This is a genomic window from Segatella copri, assembly GCF_949820605.1.
In the GTDB taxonomy this organism is placed as follows: Bacteria; Bacteroidota; Bacteroidia; order Bacteroidales; family Bacteroidaceae; genus Prevotella.
This window is the reverse complement of sequence record NZ_CATKVU010000006.1, coordinates 1,666,570-1,685,483: the sequence shown is the minus strand read 5'-3', so window position 1 is coordinate 1,685,483 and position 18,914 is coordinate 1,666,570. Positions and strand designations below refer to the sequence as shown.

The 18,914-nt window shown below is 43.7% G+C and carries 20 protein-coding genes; 4 read left to right on the top strand and 16 right to left on the bottom strand.

The window, feature by feature from the left end; translation table 11 throughout:
- Positions 1 to 255: 255 nt before the first annotated feature.
- The 10 genes from RCO84_RS08285 to RCO84_RS08240 all read right to left on the bottom strand — a co-directional run bounded on the left by RCO84_RS08285 (position 256) and on the right by RCO84_RS08240 (position 10,806).
- Positions 256 to 1,020 (bottom strand): hypothetical protein, encoded by a 765-nt coding sequence (locus RCO84_RS08285; RefSeq protein ID WP_151202036.1) that lies wholly within the window; start codon positions 1,018 to 1,020, stop codon positions 256 to 258.
- Between the two features lie 278 nt (positions 1,021 to 1,298).
- Complete coding sequence (locus RCO84_RS08280) at positions 1,299 to 2,003, bottom strand: DUF5045 domain-containing protein (RefSeq protein ID WP_153085719.1); 705 nt, start codon at positions 2,001 to 2,003, stop codon at positions 1,299 to 1,301.
- A 137-nt stretch (positions 2,004 to 2,140) separates the two neighbouring features.
- The gene (locus RCO84_RS08275) at positions 2,141 to 2,971 is read right to left on the bottom strand and encodes a hypothetical protein (RefSeq protein WP_317584700.1); all 831 of its coding nucleotides are present in this window, start codon (positions 2,969 to 2,971) and stop codon (positions 2,141 to 2,143) included.
- A gap of 11 nt (positions 2,972 to 2,982) precedes the next feature.
- Entirely contained in the window at positions 2,983 to 3,567 is a 585-nt protein-coding gene (locus RCO84_RS08270) for an ORF6N domain-containing protein (RefSeq protein ID WP_153083294.1), read from the bottom strand.
- A 35-nt stretch (positions 3,568 to 3,602) separates the two neighbouring features.
- Positions 3,603 to 6,269, bottom strand: coding sequence for a PspA/IM30 family protein (locus tag RCO84_RS08265; protein WP_317584698.1), 2,667 nt, complete (start codon positions 6,267 to 6,269; stop codon positions 3,603 to 3,605).
- Between the two features lie 5 nt (positions 6,270 to 6,274).
- Positions 6,275 to 9,199: a TraG/VirB4 family ATPase gene (locus RCO84_RS08260; RefSeq protein ID WP_317584696.1), complete on the bottom strand. Its 2,925-nt coding sequence runs from the start codon at positions 9,197 to 9,199 to the stop codon at positions 6,275 to 6,277.
- Positions 9,200 to 9,229: 30 nt separating this feature from the next.
- Positions 9,230 to 9,538 (bottom strand): DUF4133 domain-containing protein, encoded by a 309-nt coding sequence (locus RCO84_RS08255; protein WP_117588088.1) that lies wholly within the window; start codon positions 9,536 to 9,538, stop codon positions 9,230 to 9,232.
- A gap of 16 nt (positions 9,539 to 9,554) precedes the next feature.
- Positions 9,555 to 9,863 carry a DUF4134 domain-containing protein gene (locus tag RCO84_RS08250; RefSeq protein ID WP_117588093.1) on the bottom strand — a complete coding sequence of 103 codons (309 nt, stop codon included), beginning with the start codon at positions 9,861 to 9,863 and terminating at the stop codon, positions 9,555 to 9,557.
- 140 nt (positions 9,864 to 10,003) lie between these two features.
- The gene (locus RCO84_RS08245; protein ID WP_144150458.1) at positions 10,004 to 10,330 is read right to left on the bottom strand and encodes a DUF4134 family protein; all 327 of its coding nucleotides are present in this window, start codon (positions 10,328 to 10,330) and stop codon (positions 10,004 to 10,006) included.
- Between the two features lie 8 nt (positions 10,331 to 10,338).
- On the bottom strand, positions 10,339 to 10,806 hold the full coding sequence (locus RCO84_RS08240; RefSeq protein WP_144150460.1) for a hypothetical protein: 468 nt from the start codon (positions 10,804 to 10,806) through the stop codon (positions 10,339 to 10,341).
- Between the two features lie 573 nt (positions 10,807 to 11,379).
- On the opposite strand from RCO84_RS08240, the gene RCO84_RS08235 reads away from it, so the two are divergent.
- From RCO84_RS08235 to RCO84_RS08220, 4 genes are all read left to right on the top strand, one after another.
- On the top strand, positions 11,380 to 11,949 hold the full coding sequence (locus RCO84_RS08235) for a hypothetical protein (RefSeq protein ID WP_119230058.1): 570 nt from the start codon (positions 11,380 to 11,382) through the stop codon (positions 11,947 to 11,949).
- A 49-nt stretch (positions 11,950 to 11,998) separates the two neighbouring features.
- Complete coding sequence (locus tag RCO84_RS08230; RefSeq protein ID WP_147487277.1) at positions 11,999 to 12,343, top strand: hypothetical protein; 345 nt, start codon at positions 11,999 to 12,001, stop codon at positions 12,341 to 12,343.
- Between the two features lie 129 nt (positions 12,344 to 12,472).
- Positions 12,473 to 12,811, top strand: a complete 339-nt coding sequence (locus tag RCO84_RS08225; RefSeq protein WP_118255884.1) for a type II toxin-antitoxin system RelE/ParE family toxin — start codon at positions 12,473 to 12,475, stop codon at positions 12,809 to 12,811.
- Between the two features lie 2 nt (positions 12,812 to 12,813).
- The gene (locus RCO84_RS08220; RefSeq protein WP_118255885.1) at positions 12,814 to 13,128 is read left to right on the top strand and encodes a helix-turn-helix domain-containing protein; all 315 of its coding nucleotides are present in this window, start codon (positions 12,814 to 12,816) and stop codon (positions 13,126 to 13,128) included.
- A 46-nt stretch (positions 13,129 to 13,174) separates the two neighbouring features.
- Here RCO84_RS08220 and RCO84_RS08215 read toward each other — a convergent pair whose 3' ends face one another.
- The 6 genes from RCO84_RS08215 to RCO84_RS08190 form a co-directional block, all read right to left on the bottom strand.
- Positions 13,175 to 13,384, bottom strand: a complete 210-nt coding sequence (locus RCO84_RS08215) for a hypothetical protein (protein WP_118255845.1) — start codon at positions 13,382 to 13,384, stop codon at positions 13,175 to 13,177.
- Positions 13,385 to 13,550: 166 nt separating this feature from the next.
- A complete protein-coding gene (locus RCO84_RS08210; protein ID WP_119230051.1) occupies positions 13,551 to 14,405 on the bottom strand; it encodes a DUF5106 domain-containing protein in 855 nt (284 codons plus the stop codon).
- 14 nt (positions 14,406 to 14,419) lie between these two features.
- A complete protein-coding gene (locus RCO84_RS08205; protein WP_293480717.1) occupies positions 14,420 to 15,583 on the bottom strand; it encodes an RNA-directed DNA polymerase in 1,164 nt (387 codons plus the stop codon).
- 230 nt (positions 15,584 to 15,813) lie between these two features.
- On the bottom strand, positions 15,814 to 16,209 hold the full coding sequence (locus tag RCO84_RS08200; RefSeq protein WP_119230053.1) for a four helix bundle protein: 396 nt from the start codon (positions 16,207 to 16,209) through the stop codon (positions 15,814 to 15,816).
- Positions 16,196 to 16,681, bottom strand: coding sequence for a hypothetical protein (locus RCO84_RS08195; RefSeq protein WP_119230054.1), 486 nt, complete (start codon positions 16,679 to 16,681; stop codon positions 16,196 to 16,198). Before RCO84_RS08195 ends, RCO84_RS08200 begins: the two co-directional genes overlap by 14 nt.
- Positions 16,682 to 16,811: 130 nt before the next feature.
- Complete coding sequence (locus RCO84_RS08190) at positions 16,812 to 18,875, bottom strand: fimbrillin family protein (protein WP_317584689.1); 2,064 nt, start codon at positions 18,873 to 18,875, stop codon at positions 16,812 to 16,814.
- Positions 18,876 to 18,914 lie beyond the last annotated feature (39 nt).

The window sequence follows — 18,914 nt, the reverse complement described above, 5'->3', positions numbered from 1 at the left end:
TCTAAGAATAATGTACTAAATGCCATTTTTATATCAATTTTAAAATTTTCGCACAAAAGTAGTGGAAAATTACAAAAAAGGCTATCTAAACACGATATACCTTTTTATTTAACATATTCTTTTTCTAAGGATTATCGTGTAAATGATTATAAATGAGGCTGCTCACCCCCTTTAACCCCTCGGTGTTAATGCAAGGGTATAGATTATTGAGGTAGATATACAACAAAGCCCCTTGCAAATGCAAGAGGCTGTTGATTATTTGAATAAAGAATCTATTTCTTCGCTGCTTTTTGTTTTATTGAGGAGTTCTTGTCTTGCTGTTTCTAAATTTAGAGCATCTTTGAGGCTTTGTAACTCTTTCGATGAATAAAACTGAAATATTACGAGATTTTCAGTGACTTGTTCTTTTATAGGATATGAAGTTAATGCTCCTTGGTTATAACCTTTCACTCTTTCAAATGCCATTCCGTTCCATCCGAAAAATACACTACATTGTCCATCTTTGCTAACTTCGAAGTAGGGAGTGCATTTCCTTATATATGGAACCTCTGTTGGTTGATAATACTTTATGTTGTTTCGGTAAAGGGTTAAAAACAAAATAGGAACGTAGCTAAAGGTTGCAATTTCTTTTTTATAGTTAACAACCTTGTTGTTTTTTGCTATGGCACTCCATTCATCATATTTTGTTTGAAGTGTATCTATTAGATTTTTGAAATCATTTATTCTTTGTTCTGGAGTTTTATATTTATGATACATGTTTGGGGCACCTGAAATGCTTGCCAAAATAAATGAACCTTTTCCTTTATTATTGAAAGCCATGTTTAAACCTGTAACCTTTCCTTGTTCGAAAAATAAGGAAAGATTGCATGTGTCAAGTTTTTCGCCGAAACCAGTCATGATAAAAGTTCTATTAACCGTCCCAGTCTGTGCCATCACATTTAGCATTCCTATCAAACTAAGGAATACTACTGCTATTGTTTTCTTTGCTATGCTATAATTGTTGTAATTTCTGTTACTCATATCATTTACTCTTTGGTTTGACATTATTGCCGTTTTACCTATTTTTGGCTGTAAAGATACAGCTTTTTCTTGAATTGAGCAACATTATTAACTAAAAGTTTAGTTTTCACATATATTTTATTGTACTTTTGAGTAAAACGACTGATTTATATCCTTATTTTTCTGTTTCTTTATTGTATTATTGCCTTATTTCTTTGTTGCTATATTTCTTTATTTTCTTATATAATTATATTTTTATATGGTTATATAATTATGCGAATATAGGTGTATTTGTTTGCTTATTTGGAGAAACCATCCACGGCCATGGCGTTCTGCCATCTTCGCATGGCATTGTTTGCTATCACCGTATTGCTTGATTGCCTGTCTATTTTCGTTGCTTTCTGCTGGGCTTGTTTGACAGTCTTTAGACTTTTCCAATATCTTAGTTGCCCTGTGAGGGTGAGGTTGCGTTTCACTATGTCTTGGTAGATTGCCAAATATTCCTTCTTTCGACTGCCTAGGTCTAGATAGGACTTTCTGATGAGCTTGATGGCACAGTCGAGACTATTGTAGATGTCTTTCCAGTTCTTGAAGTCATCGCTGCTGCCTCCATAGCTTACTATCTTGTTGATGTTGCTTTCGAAGGTGTTCATCTTACTCTCTATCTTTCCCTTTTCCATCATCCAGGCGACATCGCCTGCGCCTGGTGTTCTTGTAGCGATGTTGGTGGCTTCTACCTTCTCTCTCTTTACCAAGTCGGAATCCACTTTCTCCGCCAAAGGAACTTCCTTGTTGGTCAATACTTGATTTTCCAAGCGAAAACTCAACTTGTTGGTGGCTGCTGCTGTTTTTTGGTAACTCTTGTGCATAAGTTGATAGTATTCTCTTGGTTTAAGACTGCCAGCACCAGTTTCCATTACTGTAAACTGATTCATGATGTCATCTTCATGAATATAGGTAACCTCGGCTCCTTGCGCTCTTGATGTCGTGGAGATGAATAACATTGCCACTAATGAAAATAAAATTCTTATATGTTTCATTGATTATTGCTTAATATAATTATATTTTTATATACTTATATGTCTGTTTCTTTATTGTTTTATATAAGCCTATACTTATATATACCTTTTATCCATTGGAACTAAATGTCTCCTCTTGACCTGCCGCCGAGAATGCCCCCTCCTCCCAAAGCCTTATGTTTCTCGGTGGAAGGGCTTTGAAGGTTGTTGTAGGCAATGTACTGCGATTTCTTCCATGTGTCGTATGCCTCCAACGCCATCTCCCTGATGGTCTTGGCTCTGAATATCTCTTTCTTCCAGAACCCCAGGCGAATGGTCATATAGCTCCAAAGGGTTAGGTAGGCGTTCCTGACAGATGCGTCAATGGCATCCATGTTCTCATTGATACATTGCAAGCAGAGCATCATGGATTCTGTCTTGCACTCTGCCGTTCCTGTGAGGTAGGCTGACAAATCTATATAGGATTTATAGATGCTGGAAGCGGAACTTTTTATATCCTCTATGGTTTGCTTGCTTGTTGTATAGATGATGGTGTCCGATGACCATACCTTGCCCTTCAAGAGTATCTTTTCCTCATACTCGTTCAGAAGCTGTAGGTAGCTATTGATGTTGCTACTGCAGCTTTGGTAGGTTCTTACTCCATGAAAAGCCGTGGCTGTTCCATTAAGAATGAGGTCGATGATGTCAAAGCAGCGTTTGTATTTATCGAGCCTCTTGCTGGATTCCTGATATTCCTCGATGCTTTTCTGCGAGCCTTCATGTACCTGTTCTACTCCTAGCTCAGCTATCATTCTTATATCCAAGGCTGTTCTTACAGTCTTGTGGTTGGAAATCATCGCTTCCATGGATGGCATGTCGTTGATGCCAAACTGGGCGTGGCTTTTTGTTGGAAGCCATGCCAGTAATGCCACTATTATATAATAGGTATAGTACCTATGGTTCTTTTTTCTCATACCGTTCGTTTTTAATTGTTACTTTTTATTTTTTCAATGAGCATATCTGGGGATAGTATGTCTAACTTGGAAAAGGCAAACCACTTTTTACCTAAGTCTTTGATGGAGGCTCCAATGTGATATACATCATCGTCTATACAAAGGAAGCGGTCATGCGACAAACGGAATGTCTCAACATCAATCGGTGCATATTGAGCATTATGGCGGTCTATGTCGAGTTGGAACCGACGGATTATCTGCTGAGTATAGATGACCGCAGACACACTACTAAGCATGGAAACTCCATTTTCTGTAAAAACATAAGGAAAATACCTTGCGCCACCACGTCCCTCGTTTGAGGTTCCAATTTGGCACCTCAAACATTCTTCCTTAGTTAATTGGAACATAAAGTCTTCAGGAAAACGTTCTATGTTGCGTTTCACCTGCTTGTTCAGATACTTAGTTTCTACTCCATAAAGTTTTGCTAAGTCTTTGTCGAATATAACTTGTTGACCTCTTATGACTTTTATTAGAGACTCTATGTTATCCACGACAACCAACTGATCACGATTTGTGACCAGTTCGCTGTTCTCTATCTTTTCTGTTGTATCTACCATATTTATATTCATTTTCAAAATCACAAATTGTGACCTTAAACGTTTTTGTCAGACTTTTGTGTGGATGGGGTATTCTCTTTCTTGTCCTCTACTCCTGCCTGTTTCTTCATTGCCGCCATACTTGCATCTTCCCATCTTGTAAGTGCATACTCGGCGATGGCTCCTCTGGATGCCCTGCTCACTACATCGAATATCTTGTGCTTCAGGAAGTCGAGGATGGTTTCTCTGTCTTGCATCACTTTCTCCAAGATGACAAGCTGTGAGTAGATGGAAGTGAGCTGGTAGTCAACTTCTCTTGCTACATCCAGGCGGTCGCTAGCCCATAGCAGATGGATGCCGTCTTCGTCTTCGTCATCATCAGCTTTTGAGGCATAGTTGTACTTGATGTTGATGCTGCAGTTGGGCATGTCTGCCATCAATTCCTTCAGCTTGGCATTCACCTCGTCGGCTCTTTCTTTCTCGCTCTTGCTCATGTCTAGCTTGATGACTGCCACGACATTGTCGCTGGAATACTCGCTTGTGAGCTTGAAATCCACGGACAATATGGCTCGATGGATTCTGATTCCAAGGAAATACTTTGGCTTCTGTTGCAAGGTGAGGGTGGCTGTATAGGTCACCGTTGACTTCACCGACGGACAATAACCATGTCTTACAAAGATATATTGGCTGCTGCCTTCCACCCAGTTGCCATCGTCTGTCCATTGTAGCTGGTACATGCCTTCCAATTCCTTCATGTTGGATGGTATTCTGTAGGGACCGTCCAAGTTGTCGGCAAGGTCTTCGTAATACTCGTTTACATTGTTGTTCAACTCGTTGAGGAATTTCTGTGTATTGTTGAGCTGTTGCTTCAAGCTTGCCGTCTCATTGGTGATGGAATCATATTGGCTGCGCAAGCTCTTCACCTTGTCCTGGTTGCCCAACGACTGGGCTTGCTGAATTTGCTTTATTAGCTCTTGCTGCTTCTTGTCGTTGCTGGAAATCTGTTGCTTCAAGGTGGAAATCTGTGCCTCATACTCCTTTTGCTTGGTGAGAAGGTCATCCACATTGTTATTTTCTGAGTCTGGAGTGCTGCGCATGGCAAACTCCTTTGACTTCTCATTGAGGGAACTGCCTTGCTTGCCATTCTCCTTCCAGTTGAAGCTGCCTTCTCCTAGGGATGCTCCTCCGTCACAGGTGGCTGTGAAACTTACGGAGTTGCAGCCTTCCATCTTCTTCTCATCGGCCATGGCATAGTATCTTGGTGGGTCGGAGCACAGCTTATAGGAGAGGGTGCTGCCTTCCTTGTCGGCCTCTTGGTCTTGGTAGTATTTCAAGCGAGATTCCATCTTCTTCTTGAAGATTTCCAGGTTCATGGTCTGGGAATCAAAGATTTCCTCATACACCTCATCCTTGATGTTCCAAGTGTCCGTAACTGTCATATATACGCAGAAATGCTTACCTCTTTCGTGCTTGGAATGCGAAAAGGTTCCTCCGCTCTTGTCCCAGATGTAATTATAGGAAACGGTCTGATAGCTGAGGGTTATGGTATGTCCTGGATTCTTTTTCTCATACTCGGCCTTCTTGCTTGTATTCCATCCAGTGGAACTTTCCGCAGTACTTTTTAGCTGATTGTATTCGGCGGTTGTAAGAGTTGGATAGGGTGGAGCTGTCTTCTTTTGGGAATTGCACTTGAATGTCCATCCTGGCCAGTTGTAGTTGTTGTTGGTGTTGGTAGGTGGGGACGGCTTGTAGGTGGCGAGGACTTGCGAGCCACTGTTCACCTGGGCTATGTACCATCTTTGGGTGTAATATTGTCCCTGCATCTCCTTGATGTAGTTGCTGATATAGCCTGTGATGTTGTAGTCGTCAACCTTGAAAAGTCTGGCCACGCCGTCGGCATCGGCGGTCTGGATTACTTGCATCAGGATGTTCTCCACGTTTCCTGCTTCCTTGTATTTGTCGTATTGCTCCTTGAAGTTCTTGTAGAGGTCTGCAATCTCCTTGGGCTTCATGTGGAAAATCTTGCCTATCTTGCTTCCTTCTTGCAAGTTGCTGTCGATGGTGTTTCCACCAATGGAGGCCAAGAGGCTACCAAGGTTCTTGAAGTCTTCCTGTATGTCCTCTTTCGTGAGTCCGTCGCCAAAGTCTCCAAGTTTGTCCAACAGGTCGCCCCAGTTGGTATTTGCACCCATCTGCGCTAGGTCGAATATCTTTCGCAGGTCATCGTTGATGAGGAGGAACGTCACATCCTTGAAACTAAGCTTGCCATTGGTGCAAACTAGCTCGAACTGCTTGCAAAGCTGTTCCACGTTCTCGGTGGTCTTGAACAGGTAAGGCCCCCAGTAGATGGCATTTTGGGGTTGCTTCACCATCTTGGAGGCTACGGTTATCAACTTTGGCATGATACCGTTCTTCACAAGGTTGAGGATGCGCTTGTAATAGTAGTTTTCCTCAGACGCAAAAAGGCCAGGGTTACGCATGGCATCCCTGTCCTTCTTCTTGGATAGTAAAATTCCCGCAGTGGCTACGGTGGCACTCTTGTAATGGTCAACGATCTTTTGCAGGTTGCTGGTGTTCATCGCCTCCATCTCTGCCTCCGAAGCGTAAGCTGCGGTCATGGCTGCAGCCGTCACCTTGTCAACGTTCACCGCATGATAGGACAGGGCGAACATCGGCAAGGTGGCTAGCAACAGCATAGTTATTATGGCACTTAATCTACGCATGGTTTTCATTGCTTGTTCTTGTAGTAAAACACTTTCTTTTCCTTCAGTACTTTCTGGGAGAACTCCAGGCTCTTCTTGATGCCGCTGTTGTGCCAGTCGCTCACGAACTGCTCAATGGCATGTTGGTAGTCGGTGGCCATGAGCTTCTTGTAGAGTTTCAAGGCTTCCTTCTCGGCTTTCTCTGTGGTATAGGCCATGTAGCACTCCGGTGGCTCCTCCACTCCAAGAACCTCGCCGCTCTGCCCTCTCTTCAGGAATACTTCCTTGAATGGGCTTCTGCCTTCCTTGTTGTCCAGACGGTTGATGGTGAAGATTTTCTTGCAGTCGTTGTCGGTGAGGGCGAGGGTGGCCTTGATGTCATCGAACTTGTCCTTGAACTTGCTTTGGTCTAGCAACATGAACACGTCGGAGTTGTTGATGATGGCTTCCTTCACGATAGGGGAGGAGGTGATATCTTGTATCTCCTGTGTCACAACACCAACCATCGCCCAGTGCTTTCTGGCGGTCTTGTAGAGGTATTTTATATAGTTGGCCATCACTGGGGTGGCGATGGCTTTCCATGCTTCCTCGATGACCAGGCATTTTCTGCCTTTCTTGATTCTCATCTTCTGGGTGAACACATCCATGATGATGAGCACGATAATAGGGAAGAGAACTGGATCGTCCTTCACCTTGTCTATCTCGAAAACGATGAACTTTTCATCAAACAGGCTGCTGTCCAAGTCATTGTTCAGGATATACTCTTGCTCTCCTCCCTTGTAGAAAGGTTTGAGGATGGCGGCGAAGTCATTGATGTTGAACTCGATATGTTGTTGGTGCAGTATCTGAGGAATGCGCTCCAAGGCAAACTCATAGTAGGTGTTGAAGGAGAGTTCCTTTACTTTCAGCTTTTTCTTCTGTCTCTCTATCTTTTCCAGCTTGCGCTCGATGCGCATGAGATAGTTGTTTTCTATCACCTCCGGGGTGAGAAGCATCAGTTTCTTCTTGGCATTCTCTTTTTCACCTTCGGTGGATGCAGCGTCATCGATGACTGCTTGCAACTTCCCCTTCAGGCGTTGCTGTCTGGTGAGGTCTTTGCCATCTTTTGCCTCTGCCGTGGCTGATTCAAAGTCGAAGTCCTCTCCATATTTCTCTTCCAATTCTTGCTCATACTCCTCATACTTGCCGTTGGTCTTGTCTTGGAGAAGGAGGGTGTCCTTCATCTTCTGCCGCTCTTCGTCGGTAAAGCCTTCGAACGGATTGAAGTAGGCTTCGAAATACTCCACGATGGTTTGGTTGATGATGGTGTCCTCTATCTTGGACGGCATCTCCGCACCCTTGAATATCTGGAAGATGAGACTCTTCAGGAAGTTCTTCTTCTCGCCAAAGTTCTGGTCATACTCCAGCTTGGTAATCTTGAAAGGGTTCATGGAGATTGGCTTTTCCTTGCTATAGGAAATATAGGTGCCCTCGAAGTAACTGCACAAGCCTTCGTAACTATCTCCTGTATCTACTATCACGATGTCCGTGTCTTGCTCGTAATACTGGCGCATCACGGTGTTCATGAAGAAGCTCTTGCCACTTCCCGAAGGACCTAGGACGAAGAAGTTACTGTTGTTGGTGTATTTCACCTTTCCTTCCTTACCTGTCGTGTCTATTGGCATTGGCACTCCTTGGCGGTCGGTATAGTAACACTTCAAGGGGGAGTTGTCGCCCTTCGCCTGGTGTTCCTTGTACATCAGGCACAAGGCGGCCTCCGAGATAGTGAGGAACTGGTCGTAGTCTTGGTTGAGACGGAAACAGTTGCCAGGGAAGCTCGCCACAAACAGCTCCAGCTGGTTGTAGGCTCTCTTGGAGATATGGATGCTATACTTGGCAAAGATGTTCTCTAGGTTGTTGGTGACTTTCTGGAAGTCCTTGTCTGCCTCTATCTTTATCACCAGGTTGTAGTGTGCATATACGAGTTGCTTGCCATTTCTTGCCACCTCGTCTTGAACTGCCTTTATGTCCTCTACGGCTATCAGGTTGGATGGGTTTGGAATGGAAGCGTGACGGTTCTTCTTTTTGTCTAGCTTTGCCATCTCCCTCTTTTGGTTCGGGAAGAAGATGACTTGGTTGTAAATGACAGTATCTACACCTGGGATATGGTCTAGCTCCGACAGCAAGTCCTCTGGCATCACCGAGTTGTTCACCACGGTGTCGCTGTAGGGGCGTATCATGCCTGGCAAACCTACGTTGTCAACATCCAGCAGGCTATATACTTTTACATGTTGGTCGCCCATGCCGATTTCTTCACTGTCAACCTTGAAGTCGGTCATGCCTGTGGTAGGATTCTTGAAGTCAACGGCAAAGAAGCGGTCGGCAAACTCCTGACACCCCCTTGCACCAAGGAAGCGGCATGTGATTCCACCACTCTTCAATCGGTCGGCTACTTTCTGTATCTTTACGTTGAAATCTCTCCACTTGTTGTTGTCGTAGGCTTTCAGTCCGCCACTCTTGCCCTTCTGGGTAATGGTGAGATAGGTGGTTGCCTCTGTGTAGCTTCTTCCGTTGAAAAAGCGGAAGTAGGCATCTGAGAGGAAACGCTTCTTGGCATCCTTGTTCTTGCCCTTGATGCTGCTCATGTCGAACTGCTTGCGTACAAAGATGTCTTGCTTGTGGATGGCATAGCCATCTCCAAGCACTTGCATCACTGATGCCATGAGTGATGTGAACTCGTAATAGCTATCGGTGTCGGCGGAATATTTCCTTACTGGATTCTCCATCTTCAGAACGGCGGAGTAGTCGCCTTTCTTGGTATATACCACGCCGATGCCATCCACTTCCTCTATGCTGAAATAAATATCCTCGAAGATCTTGGCTCTCTTTCCTCCAGTGCCGAACGCACCTACGGAAATAGCCATACCTACGAGGATGGAAATGAAAACGACCGAAACGAAAAGTAAAATCATATCTATGAATTTATTAAATGATAAACTTGCTCATCTTTTCTGATGTTCCACAAGATGGGCAAGGATGAAAACACCCACAGGTGAGTGCTTGGAATGCAAGCCCTTGTGCTGCTTGATGAATATCATCGCTCCTCCAAAGCCTACGATGGATGTAATCAAGACAAGGCCTACTAGAAAACCGAAGGCAACGTAACCGATGAGAAAACTTAAAATGCCTCCTCCAACGGTTCCTGCAGCCCAATATATGTACCTACCCCTTAAACCCATAAATTCAAGGGGCTTTTGGAGTCCCTTGAATACTGGATAGTCAGGATATTGCTCTTGACTCTCATTTGCCATAATTTATTGATGACGATTAGTTGGTTACACCAAAGAACAATGGCAATGCCTGGGCAGCTGCCACAAGGAAGATACATGCGCCCACGGTCATCATAATCTTCTTCTTGATGTCGTTCTCCTCATTGTTCATGGCAATGTAGATGGAGATGGCTCCAACCACGGCAACGACACCTGCAATGGCATAGCAGAGCTTCACCACTACTGGAACATACTTGGCAATCTCGGTGGTCACCGTTCCCAAGGCTGTTGTTCCTGCCGAATAGTCACCTGCGGTGTTCTGGGCAAACATTCCCAGGGTAAAGACAAAGAGGAGAGTGAACACCATGGCTACTCTTGGGTTGCCAACTAGAGCCTTTGTGCCCTTGGTTGCAGAGCACACAAAGTCCTTGGCGCTTACTGCGTTTTTCAAAATGCTAATTTTCATAAATACTTTTTTATTTTAATTGTTATTATTGATAATTCTATTTAACCAAAGTTGAATCCGAAGAATGCTGGCATCACGATGGTTGCACCTATCATGAAGAGGCAACTGCCTACAAGCACCATCACACTCTTGGTGAAGCCTTCCTCTCCTGCTTGCAACTTGATGTAGATGCTGGTAGCACTGTAGATGGACAGGACGGCTGCAATGGCATATAGTAGCTGAACAGTCAAACTGCACATGGCAACGACATATACTACCATGTCATAGAGCTTTCCTGAGCTTCCGCTGTAATCGGTTGTACCACAGGAGGCGGAGGCCGTAAGGCATATTGCTATGAATAGAAAGGCTAGAAAATACCTTTTCTTCATTATCTTTCTCATATGCTCATCCTTTCTGCCATATCATCGCCTTCGGCAACCAACAAGGCTAGTCGTTTGTCGTCATAGTCTGCGGCTGCTATCTCATCCTCGCTCTCGGCAACTACCTTCACCATCTCAGCCTTGGCTGCCACAGCCTTGGCATATAGCTCGGAGTCTTCCGTTGCCATAATCTTGGAGGCTATGTCCTCGCCGCTTTCCTCTGGCGAGATGGAAGGCTCTTGGACGGTGGCTTCCGATGGGATGGTTTCTTGTTTTGCCGAAGAGGTGTCTGGCAAGGCTTCCTTTTCCTTGATGAAGGTTGGTTCCTCGACAAACGCTTCTTGTGAGGAATTGCCAACGGCAAACACCTCTACGTCTTTCTTTTTCTTACCTTTGTCGCCTACAGTGTCCATGGCCATTATAACGGCATAATAGACGATATAGACAAATGTCAATATTGCTGCGAATATCCAAAATGCTCCCATTGTCTTGATTTTGTTTTGTTAAAAATTCGGGTGCAAAGGAACTACTTTTTTGCAATATAGGGGCGAAAATCACGATATAACTTTTTATTTAACATATTCTTTTTCTAATAACTCTCTTTCTCTTTGCTGATAATCAATAAGTTATAGCTAGCTTGTATTTTTCTTGTATCTAATTTTTCATTTTCGTCCCTTTTGTTCGACCTCATCTTTTTTATTGAAGCGGTAGCGTGCCATCTGCCTCCCTTGCTTTTTCCTGTGCAAAGTTATGGCGGCCCTGTCAGATGCCAAGTACCAGGAGAGGACTCCTTATTTGGCTAAAACTTTTCTGGAAGCCTTCCGCAAATAATTCTTATTTGGGCATTCCTGAAAAGTTTCTACCAAATTCCTTGGCGTTCTGACTTCGCTGGGCTGCCATCCTTTCTGCACGTAAAAAGGCTACAGGGGACGACGGACACGCCGGGGTATGATAAAAAAAATATCGGATCGAACGGAACGAAAAGCTGTAAAGGCTAGAGGATTCCAGAAATCCGAAGTATAAATTCATTTATGTTGAACCAATAAAATAGAATGATTATGGCAAATTGGGCTAGTACAAGCTACCGAATTGAGGGTAAGCAAGAGGACTTGAAAACTCTGAATGAGTTGATTAACGAGTTTATGGACGGCAAGCGTCCTGTAATGGAAGACAACGCTTCCAAGGATTGGGAGGGTAATGTTGCCCTGGAACTGGGAGAGAACACCAAAGGGTATTATCTCCGTGGATTCATCCAGACTTGTGAACTGGAGGATGATGTCCTAAGCATCGAGGCTGAGGAGGCTTGGGGTGCTACAGACTTCCGACACATCCTTGAAAAACATTTCGAGGGAATGAAGGTTTACTTCATCGTGGAAGAGGAAGGTGGGGAGGTTTATGCCACCAACGACAAGGAAGGACGATTCTTCGACTATCGTTTCTTGGTTGACTCTTGCGTGGATGGGGCTGACGAGTGGGAATACTTCGACACGAAGGAACAAGCACTTTCCTATGTAGCCCGAAGAATGGGGGTGGAAACCGTCACTTTGGAGGAAATAGACAAGTGGAACGATGACCACTACGAGGGGGATGATTACATCTACTTCCACGAATATGAGCTTGTGGCATAATAATTAAGGTAACGGAGAGGCTAACCACCTCTCCATAACGTAACAAAATATGGAATACATAGATTTTACAGCACAGAGACTTCATTTGCATAATAACTGCAAAAGGGCTATCGTTGATTTGATGAAAGAGGCGGAGGTGGAGGAAATAGACCTCCTTCACAAGGAAAATGTCTTTGGAGCGGCTTGGCTCATAAGATATTTCTATGGTGACACTACGATGGAAGAGGTTCAGGTCACCAAGATAAAACTCGATGGGGAGGCTCTTCTATACAAAGGGAGAAACACCGTGGGAGAGGTGGATGAGGATTGGCAAAAACTCGAAATCTCCGATAACGTGATTTCTGCCACTATTGATTCTGTCTATGAGGCTGTTTGGCTGAGATTGAAAAAGTAACCTAAAATTTGAGAAGAGCTATTTTTACTGTTACTAAGTGTTAAATTTTCGTGTGTATAACAAGAAAGTTAGGAAAAAGTTTACAGATATTAGAACTTTTTCCTAACTTTGCAAAAAAAATAATGTCACATGAAAGAAAAGCCAAAATTTACAATTCTCTATACAGAGGAAGCTATGAGCTTTTTGCAATCTCTTGATTCTAAGGTTCAAGATAAAATAGCTTTTAATATCAATAAATGTAGGTTTTATACAGATAAAGAGCTATTCAAGAAACTTGAAAATTCAGAAATCTGGGAGTTTCGAACTCTGTATAATAAGAAGGCATATCGTCTTTTTGCATTTTGGGATAAGGATAAAGAGGCGTTCGTGGTAGCCACTCACGGCATCGTTAAAAAGACACAGAAAACTCCTCTCAAAGAGATATTAAAGGCAGAAGAAATTAGAAAGGAATATTTTAATAATAAATAAGTATGGAACAGATGAAACTTTATACTCATGATGAAATGATGGATAGCGTCATTGGTAAGAAAGGTACACCAAGAAGAGACAAATTGGATGCTGATTTGAAAACATTCTTGATGGGGGAAGCTATCAAGAAAGCAAGGGAAGAGAGACACTTGACCCAAGAACAACTTGGTAATTTGATTGGAGTGAAAAAATCTCAAGTCTCACGGATGGAAAGGGGGGCAAATCTTTCATTCTCTACAATGGCTAGAGTTTTTAAGGCAATGAATATTTCTGCGTATTTTAGTATGCCTGGCATTGGAAAGGTTGCCTTGTGGTAAGGTAAAAACGGATGGCTTCTACCTTTGTGTGTGGAAGCCATCCGTTTTATCTATGTAGCACAGACCTTATTATCAAGACCTGGGCGTTGATGTAATGATTGCCTTCCTCCGTGAGCTGATGACGAAGATAGGCTTCCGTGCAGCCTATTTCCTTGGATGTGAACATCTTGAAGATGGCGGTCACACTCCCAAAATAGTAGTTCTTGTGTCCACTGAAGAAGTGGACATGGATTATTTTTGTTTTCTTTTTATTCATGTCATTTAATTTTTAATGTTCCATATGCCTGTTATATGGTAGGTTTCTGATAATTCACTTATCGTATAATTAAAGACTCATTCCGCTCTTCACAGAGAAGAATGAGCCAATTCAAGTTTAATTTTTTACTATTGTTTTGTTCTTTTCTTGATATGAATGTAATTTCTTATAGCTTGTATTTATGTCTTAGATAGCTCTCTACAGCCTCGATAATGGCATCCTTATATATAACTTTCTTGTTTTTGTCCAAGAGATAGGTACTAGGAATGGCTGGAATGTTATACCTTTCTCGGTCGATGTCCCTTGCATATCTTGCCACTATCCAGTTATAAGGGTATATTCCCTTGTTCTTGTTCCAAGAGGTTAGAGACTCATCTGGATAAAGGGCAAGGATTGCTAGTTCTCCTCTAGCTACCAGGTGGGCGAGGGTGGGGCTATCTCCTGCTAGGATGTTATACACTCGTTTACAATCGTGACAATCGGGATTGTTGAAATAAATGAGCGTGTAGTTGGCTTTTATGCTCTTTAATGTGCCTGTTGTTCCTTCTCTTGTTATATATTTGAAATCGTTGGCTATTGTGCCAACTCTGTTCTTCAGGGCGTTACGTAGTTGGAAACTGTAACGTTCCTTGTAGGCTTCGTCAATTTTCCCTTCTTTTATCGCATACTCCAAGAAGGGAATGTAACATTCTTCGTTCCTCAGCGGTGAATTTGGGTCGGCAAGATGTTTCTCTGCCAATTCCATGAAACCGAGAAACATTTCCTTGCTCCCTTGCTTGGAACGTGACAGCAATGTGTCTATCTGCTGTTTTCTCTCTGTCTTGCTGGAAAATATGAGGTCGCCACAGAAATCCTTGAACTTGGCTTCTGTTACTCCAGGATTGTTTGTCATTGCCTTGTTGGAAAAGTCGAAGCCCTCCCAAAAGGAAACGAAACTTGCCGCAGGATTTGGCTTGGTGACAGGTTTCGAGCTGCATCCAAGCATCAAAATGCTGATGATGAGAAATGCTATTTGTTTCATATATGTCTTTATATTTATGCTGTTAATATTCTATTCAAGTCATGGGCTATCTCGCACCTTTCTCTTCTCTTGTTGGTGTATCGCTTATATGGGATGGACTTTTTGTAACCACTTGCGAAATAGAGGTGCTTGAATACTGCGGAACCTGTGAGGCTCTTGTGTATTATCTTATAGCTCTTGTAATGTCCAAGATAGCCGAGATAAGAGTTGAGTGAGGCTTGGATTGCCTCCAACTGTCCTATGGTCAACTCGTCTCTTGTTGAGAACGAGATGATTTTCTTGGCTTTGCTCCTGAAGTTGTTTACGCTTCTTGGTATGGCATATTTTCTGTATGGCTTGACGAAAGCACCCAGAAATGCAACGCCATGGGTATAGGGTTGCAAGTATATCTTCTTGGGATGAAGTGTCAATCCTAACCTTTCCTTCAGAAATGTTCTTATCTCTGGTATCAGGCTCTTTAGGTATGCCTTGGATGGATGTACTACATAGAAGTCATCCACATACCTTCCGTAGTGCCTTATCTTGAATCTTCTTTTTATCATGTTGTCAAACTCGTTCAGATAGATATTGCTGAAGAGTTGACTGGTGAGGTCGCCGATAGGCAATCCGATGCCCTTTGGCTGGCAAAACAAGCTCTTGGACGCTGGCAACAGCATCCATTCCTTCTTGTTGCCCATCACCTCGCAGTCCAGTGTGTGGTCTTTGAAGATGATGCTTTCTACAAGGAAGAGAATAAACTCCGGATTCTTTCCAGGGATGTTACAGTTCTTGCCTTTCTCTTCCCATTGCTTCATGAGTTTGTTGTAAATAATACCGTAGAGGATTTTCTTGTTGATGCTCATGAAATAGCCTTGAATGTCCAGTTTGAGGATATAGGCTGTATGTGTATAGTTGTTGGTGCATGAACGAATATGATGTTCTAGTCGCTCTACACCAAACAGTGTTCCTTTCTCTTTTCTACAGGAATAACTGTCATATATAAATGTTTTCTCGAAGATTGGAGCGATATAGTTGAACAACAGATGGTGAACTACCCTGTCACGGAACTGTGAGGCGAAGACTTCTCTCAGTACAGGGAAATGGGTGAGGAAACAGATGGATTTTCCTGGCACATAGCTACCGTCGTCGCTGTTGCGATAACCAGCAGCAGGGTTGATGTAACCACTCGTTAAATTCACGATGGAATGCTACGGTAGCAAGCCAACATGAAGATTGGACTTCTCATCCGTCATACCCTATGACTACGCCCTTTGGCTTTTCTCTTTCGCTAGTGGCGCATCATTTACGCCATAGGAGGGTTACTGAATTTACATAACACGCTCTCGATGGCACTGTGAGGTTGCCATCCGAGACTCTGGTTGATGCTTGGAGCTTTCTCCATGTCCTTCATTTACAGTTTTTGTTATGACTATTGTTTATTGTTACTGTTGTTGTTGTCTTCCTTCTTACTCTCTTTTTCCTTTCTACGTTCTGACTTTTCCCAACCTGAGAGCTGCTTGGATATGTTCTCCTGCATTTCTGCAAGAAGTCCATATTGATTGAGGTGGAGCTGTTTCAAGTCTTTGGCGACTCGAATCTGCAGTCTTACTTTTATCAGCTTCACTCTACAGGAGGAGAGAAAGGCTACTTTCTTCTTCGAGGCATTGGCTTGATAGATAAGCTGAAGGATTTCTATCACTTCTTTCTTCAATTCCTCGCCTAGCGTATATCTAATGTCTCTGCTCCAATGTTGGCTGACCATGTAGATACGCAAGAGAAGGTCGTAAGTGGCCTTGAACACAGGAAGCTCGTCATACTTCGCCATTGATTTTCTTCTTTAAGTCAACCAGGAACATCATGCAGTCCATGGGTGTCTTGCTCTCAATATTGAAGCTGCGAACTTTGTTGATGATATACTCATCAGTTGGACTTGTTCCCTTGGGTAGCATCAGGTTTGCACCTTTGTTGTTGCTAATAGTTGTCTCGATGGAATTTTTCCACTCCTCAAAAGTCATTTGAGGCAGAAAGTCCACTGGCTCAATGGTGCAAGTGTTCTCGTCCTTTGAGATGAGACGGAACGAATCTTGATGGGTGTCGAGAGAAGTCAAAGGGAATCCTATGTGTATCATCTCGGTAGATGTTTCCTTGAAACGCTGTTTCTTGGGCTTGCATTTCAGGATGCCGAAGACGAACCTATAGGCGGAATATTCATACGCCTTCCAAAAGATGCCTTCCTTATATAGATGGATGGTAGTGGATTGCGCATCCTCACGTTCTAATATTTCCTGTTTTGTCATAATTTGAACTGTAATTTTATATTTTTGAAAATCGGCCGCCACAGGCGGCATTGAAAGGATGGGCTTTTAATGCCCATCCTAAATGAATCAAATAAATCAAATCAATCAAAGGTCGGAAACAAGTTCCTCCTTATTCTTGGACACAGCGCACGGAGAAACCGCTTGCTCGACTGCTGTAGTTCGCAGGACTCACGCCGCCACTGCGGAAGTACAAGTAGTAACCGAGACTCTCGCTGTACGGCGACGCACTCCAACAGTAGCCGCTGCTGCCCACGTAGCTCATGCTACCGTCGCCGCTGTAGCGATAACCAGCAGCAGGGAACCAATTGCCGTTATAGGTACGACCAGAATTTGTTGCATCCCAAGTGAATGTCGTGGTTGAGAAGTTGCTATATTCAGCCTTGGTTGGCAATCTCCATCCCTCTGGGCATGGGTCAAAGAAAGTCTTGCCGTCACTCTCTGAAATGTCGTTCCAGTTCTTTGATGTGTAGTTGTTAGGCGAAGCCCAATCGTTGTTACCACTACCATAGGTATAGAATGTTGCAGGAGTTTGTACAGCTTTGGCAAATGTCACCTTACCTGTAGCAATGGTAGCTCCAGTACTTTTTGATGTACCATTGATGTCATAAATCTCTGTTGAGCCGACGAATGGGTCTTTTCTTCCGAACTGATAGTACAAACCACGTGTTTTCGCACCATCGGTTGCAGTCGCAGACTCTGCACCAAGGTTTCTGTCCATGAAACCTGCTACAAGCTGTGGCTCGTCGGTAAGCCACAAGTGCCAACTCCAGAGGTAATCGCTCTCGCCCTTCTTCTTGATACCTACAACAACGTTGCCTTTTACGTTGGCAGCAGCCTTTACGTAAAGTGGAGTAGTTCCTTTTCCTTCGAAAGTGTCACCACTCTTAACAACACCTGATTTGCTGCAAAAATTGATGGCACGTGAAGGGATGTCCTGCCAGATAACCTCGGCAGTCCATTCTGTTCCTGCCACGATAGGGGTAGTCTGGTCACCTACTGCTGAAGACCAGAAAGCATTAATCTTGTCGGCAATGTTAATGCCATAGGCCTTTGTTGACGTTGGGTCGATAATTAGTGAGTTGGCTACACTGGGACGAGTAGGGACAACACCTGAAGGATCGAGGTCTTCTGCAACCTCATGCCATGGGGTGACATCGACATTGAGGTTGATGGCTGTTCCGGAAATTACTTGTTTTCCGTCCTTGTCCTGACCTGCACCAGAAGTGAAGTCGAGGGTGTAGGCGTAACGCTTGCCCATCTCCCAGTTGGTATCAATACCTACATACACCCAGTCATCCTTCTGAATATAACCGCCCTGCAAGGTAATCTTTACCTTTACGGCAATATATGCCTTCTCGGAGGCCTTTGTCGCCTTTGACAACTGCTGTGGAAGAATCATAAATGGTACATTGGTCGCATCCAATGTTGAGACATCGCTTCCAAGTGTCACCGGGGTTGTCCAAGTTGTTGTGTAGTCTGTGACGTCGGAAACATCACTCGAAAGTGTCCAAGAGGCTGCTGCGTCTGAGGTGGAAGGGAATGTGAAAGTACCCTTCTTGATGACATTGCCAATCTTCACACCTGTTACATCTACGGTGTAGGTAGTGTTCTCGTTCTTTGCTGCAATGGTCACCTCGGATAATGCGTGCTGGAAATCAATATCTATACCTGTCGTTCCATTGGCTTTGTTGTTGCCTGTTGATTTTGCATACACAAAATCTTTCTGGTCGGCAGCTGCGGTGTTTGGAACAAAGTCGGTGAGAGTCTGGGCATCTTTGTCCAACTTGAAGGTTCCTGCCTGTCCTGGCTGCTCTGGTGCATAGGCATAGAAGTGTAAGTTGCCCTCCACAGGCCAGTAGAATGTACCAGCGTCGGTGTTCCACACGCTGCCATCGGTAGATGTGTACTTCATATCCTTCATGTAGTTGGCCTCACCATCCTGGAAGGCATTCATGGTGAATGAACCAAGGTTGGTGATGGTGGTCTCTACTGCACGAGATTTTACTGCTTTACCTTTTGCTGCCGCAAAAGTAGAAATAGGCTGACCGCCTAATTCAACGTTAGGATTAATCGTGTTTTGGGAGAACTTGGCTGTCTGCAAGTCATCCTGTGAGCACGATGTAGCCAATACCAAAGAGGCTAAGGCTACGCAAAACATACTTTTTTTGAACATAATTTAAATTTTTGAATGAATAATACTTATATCTTGTTT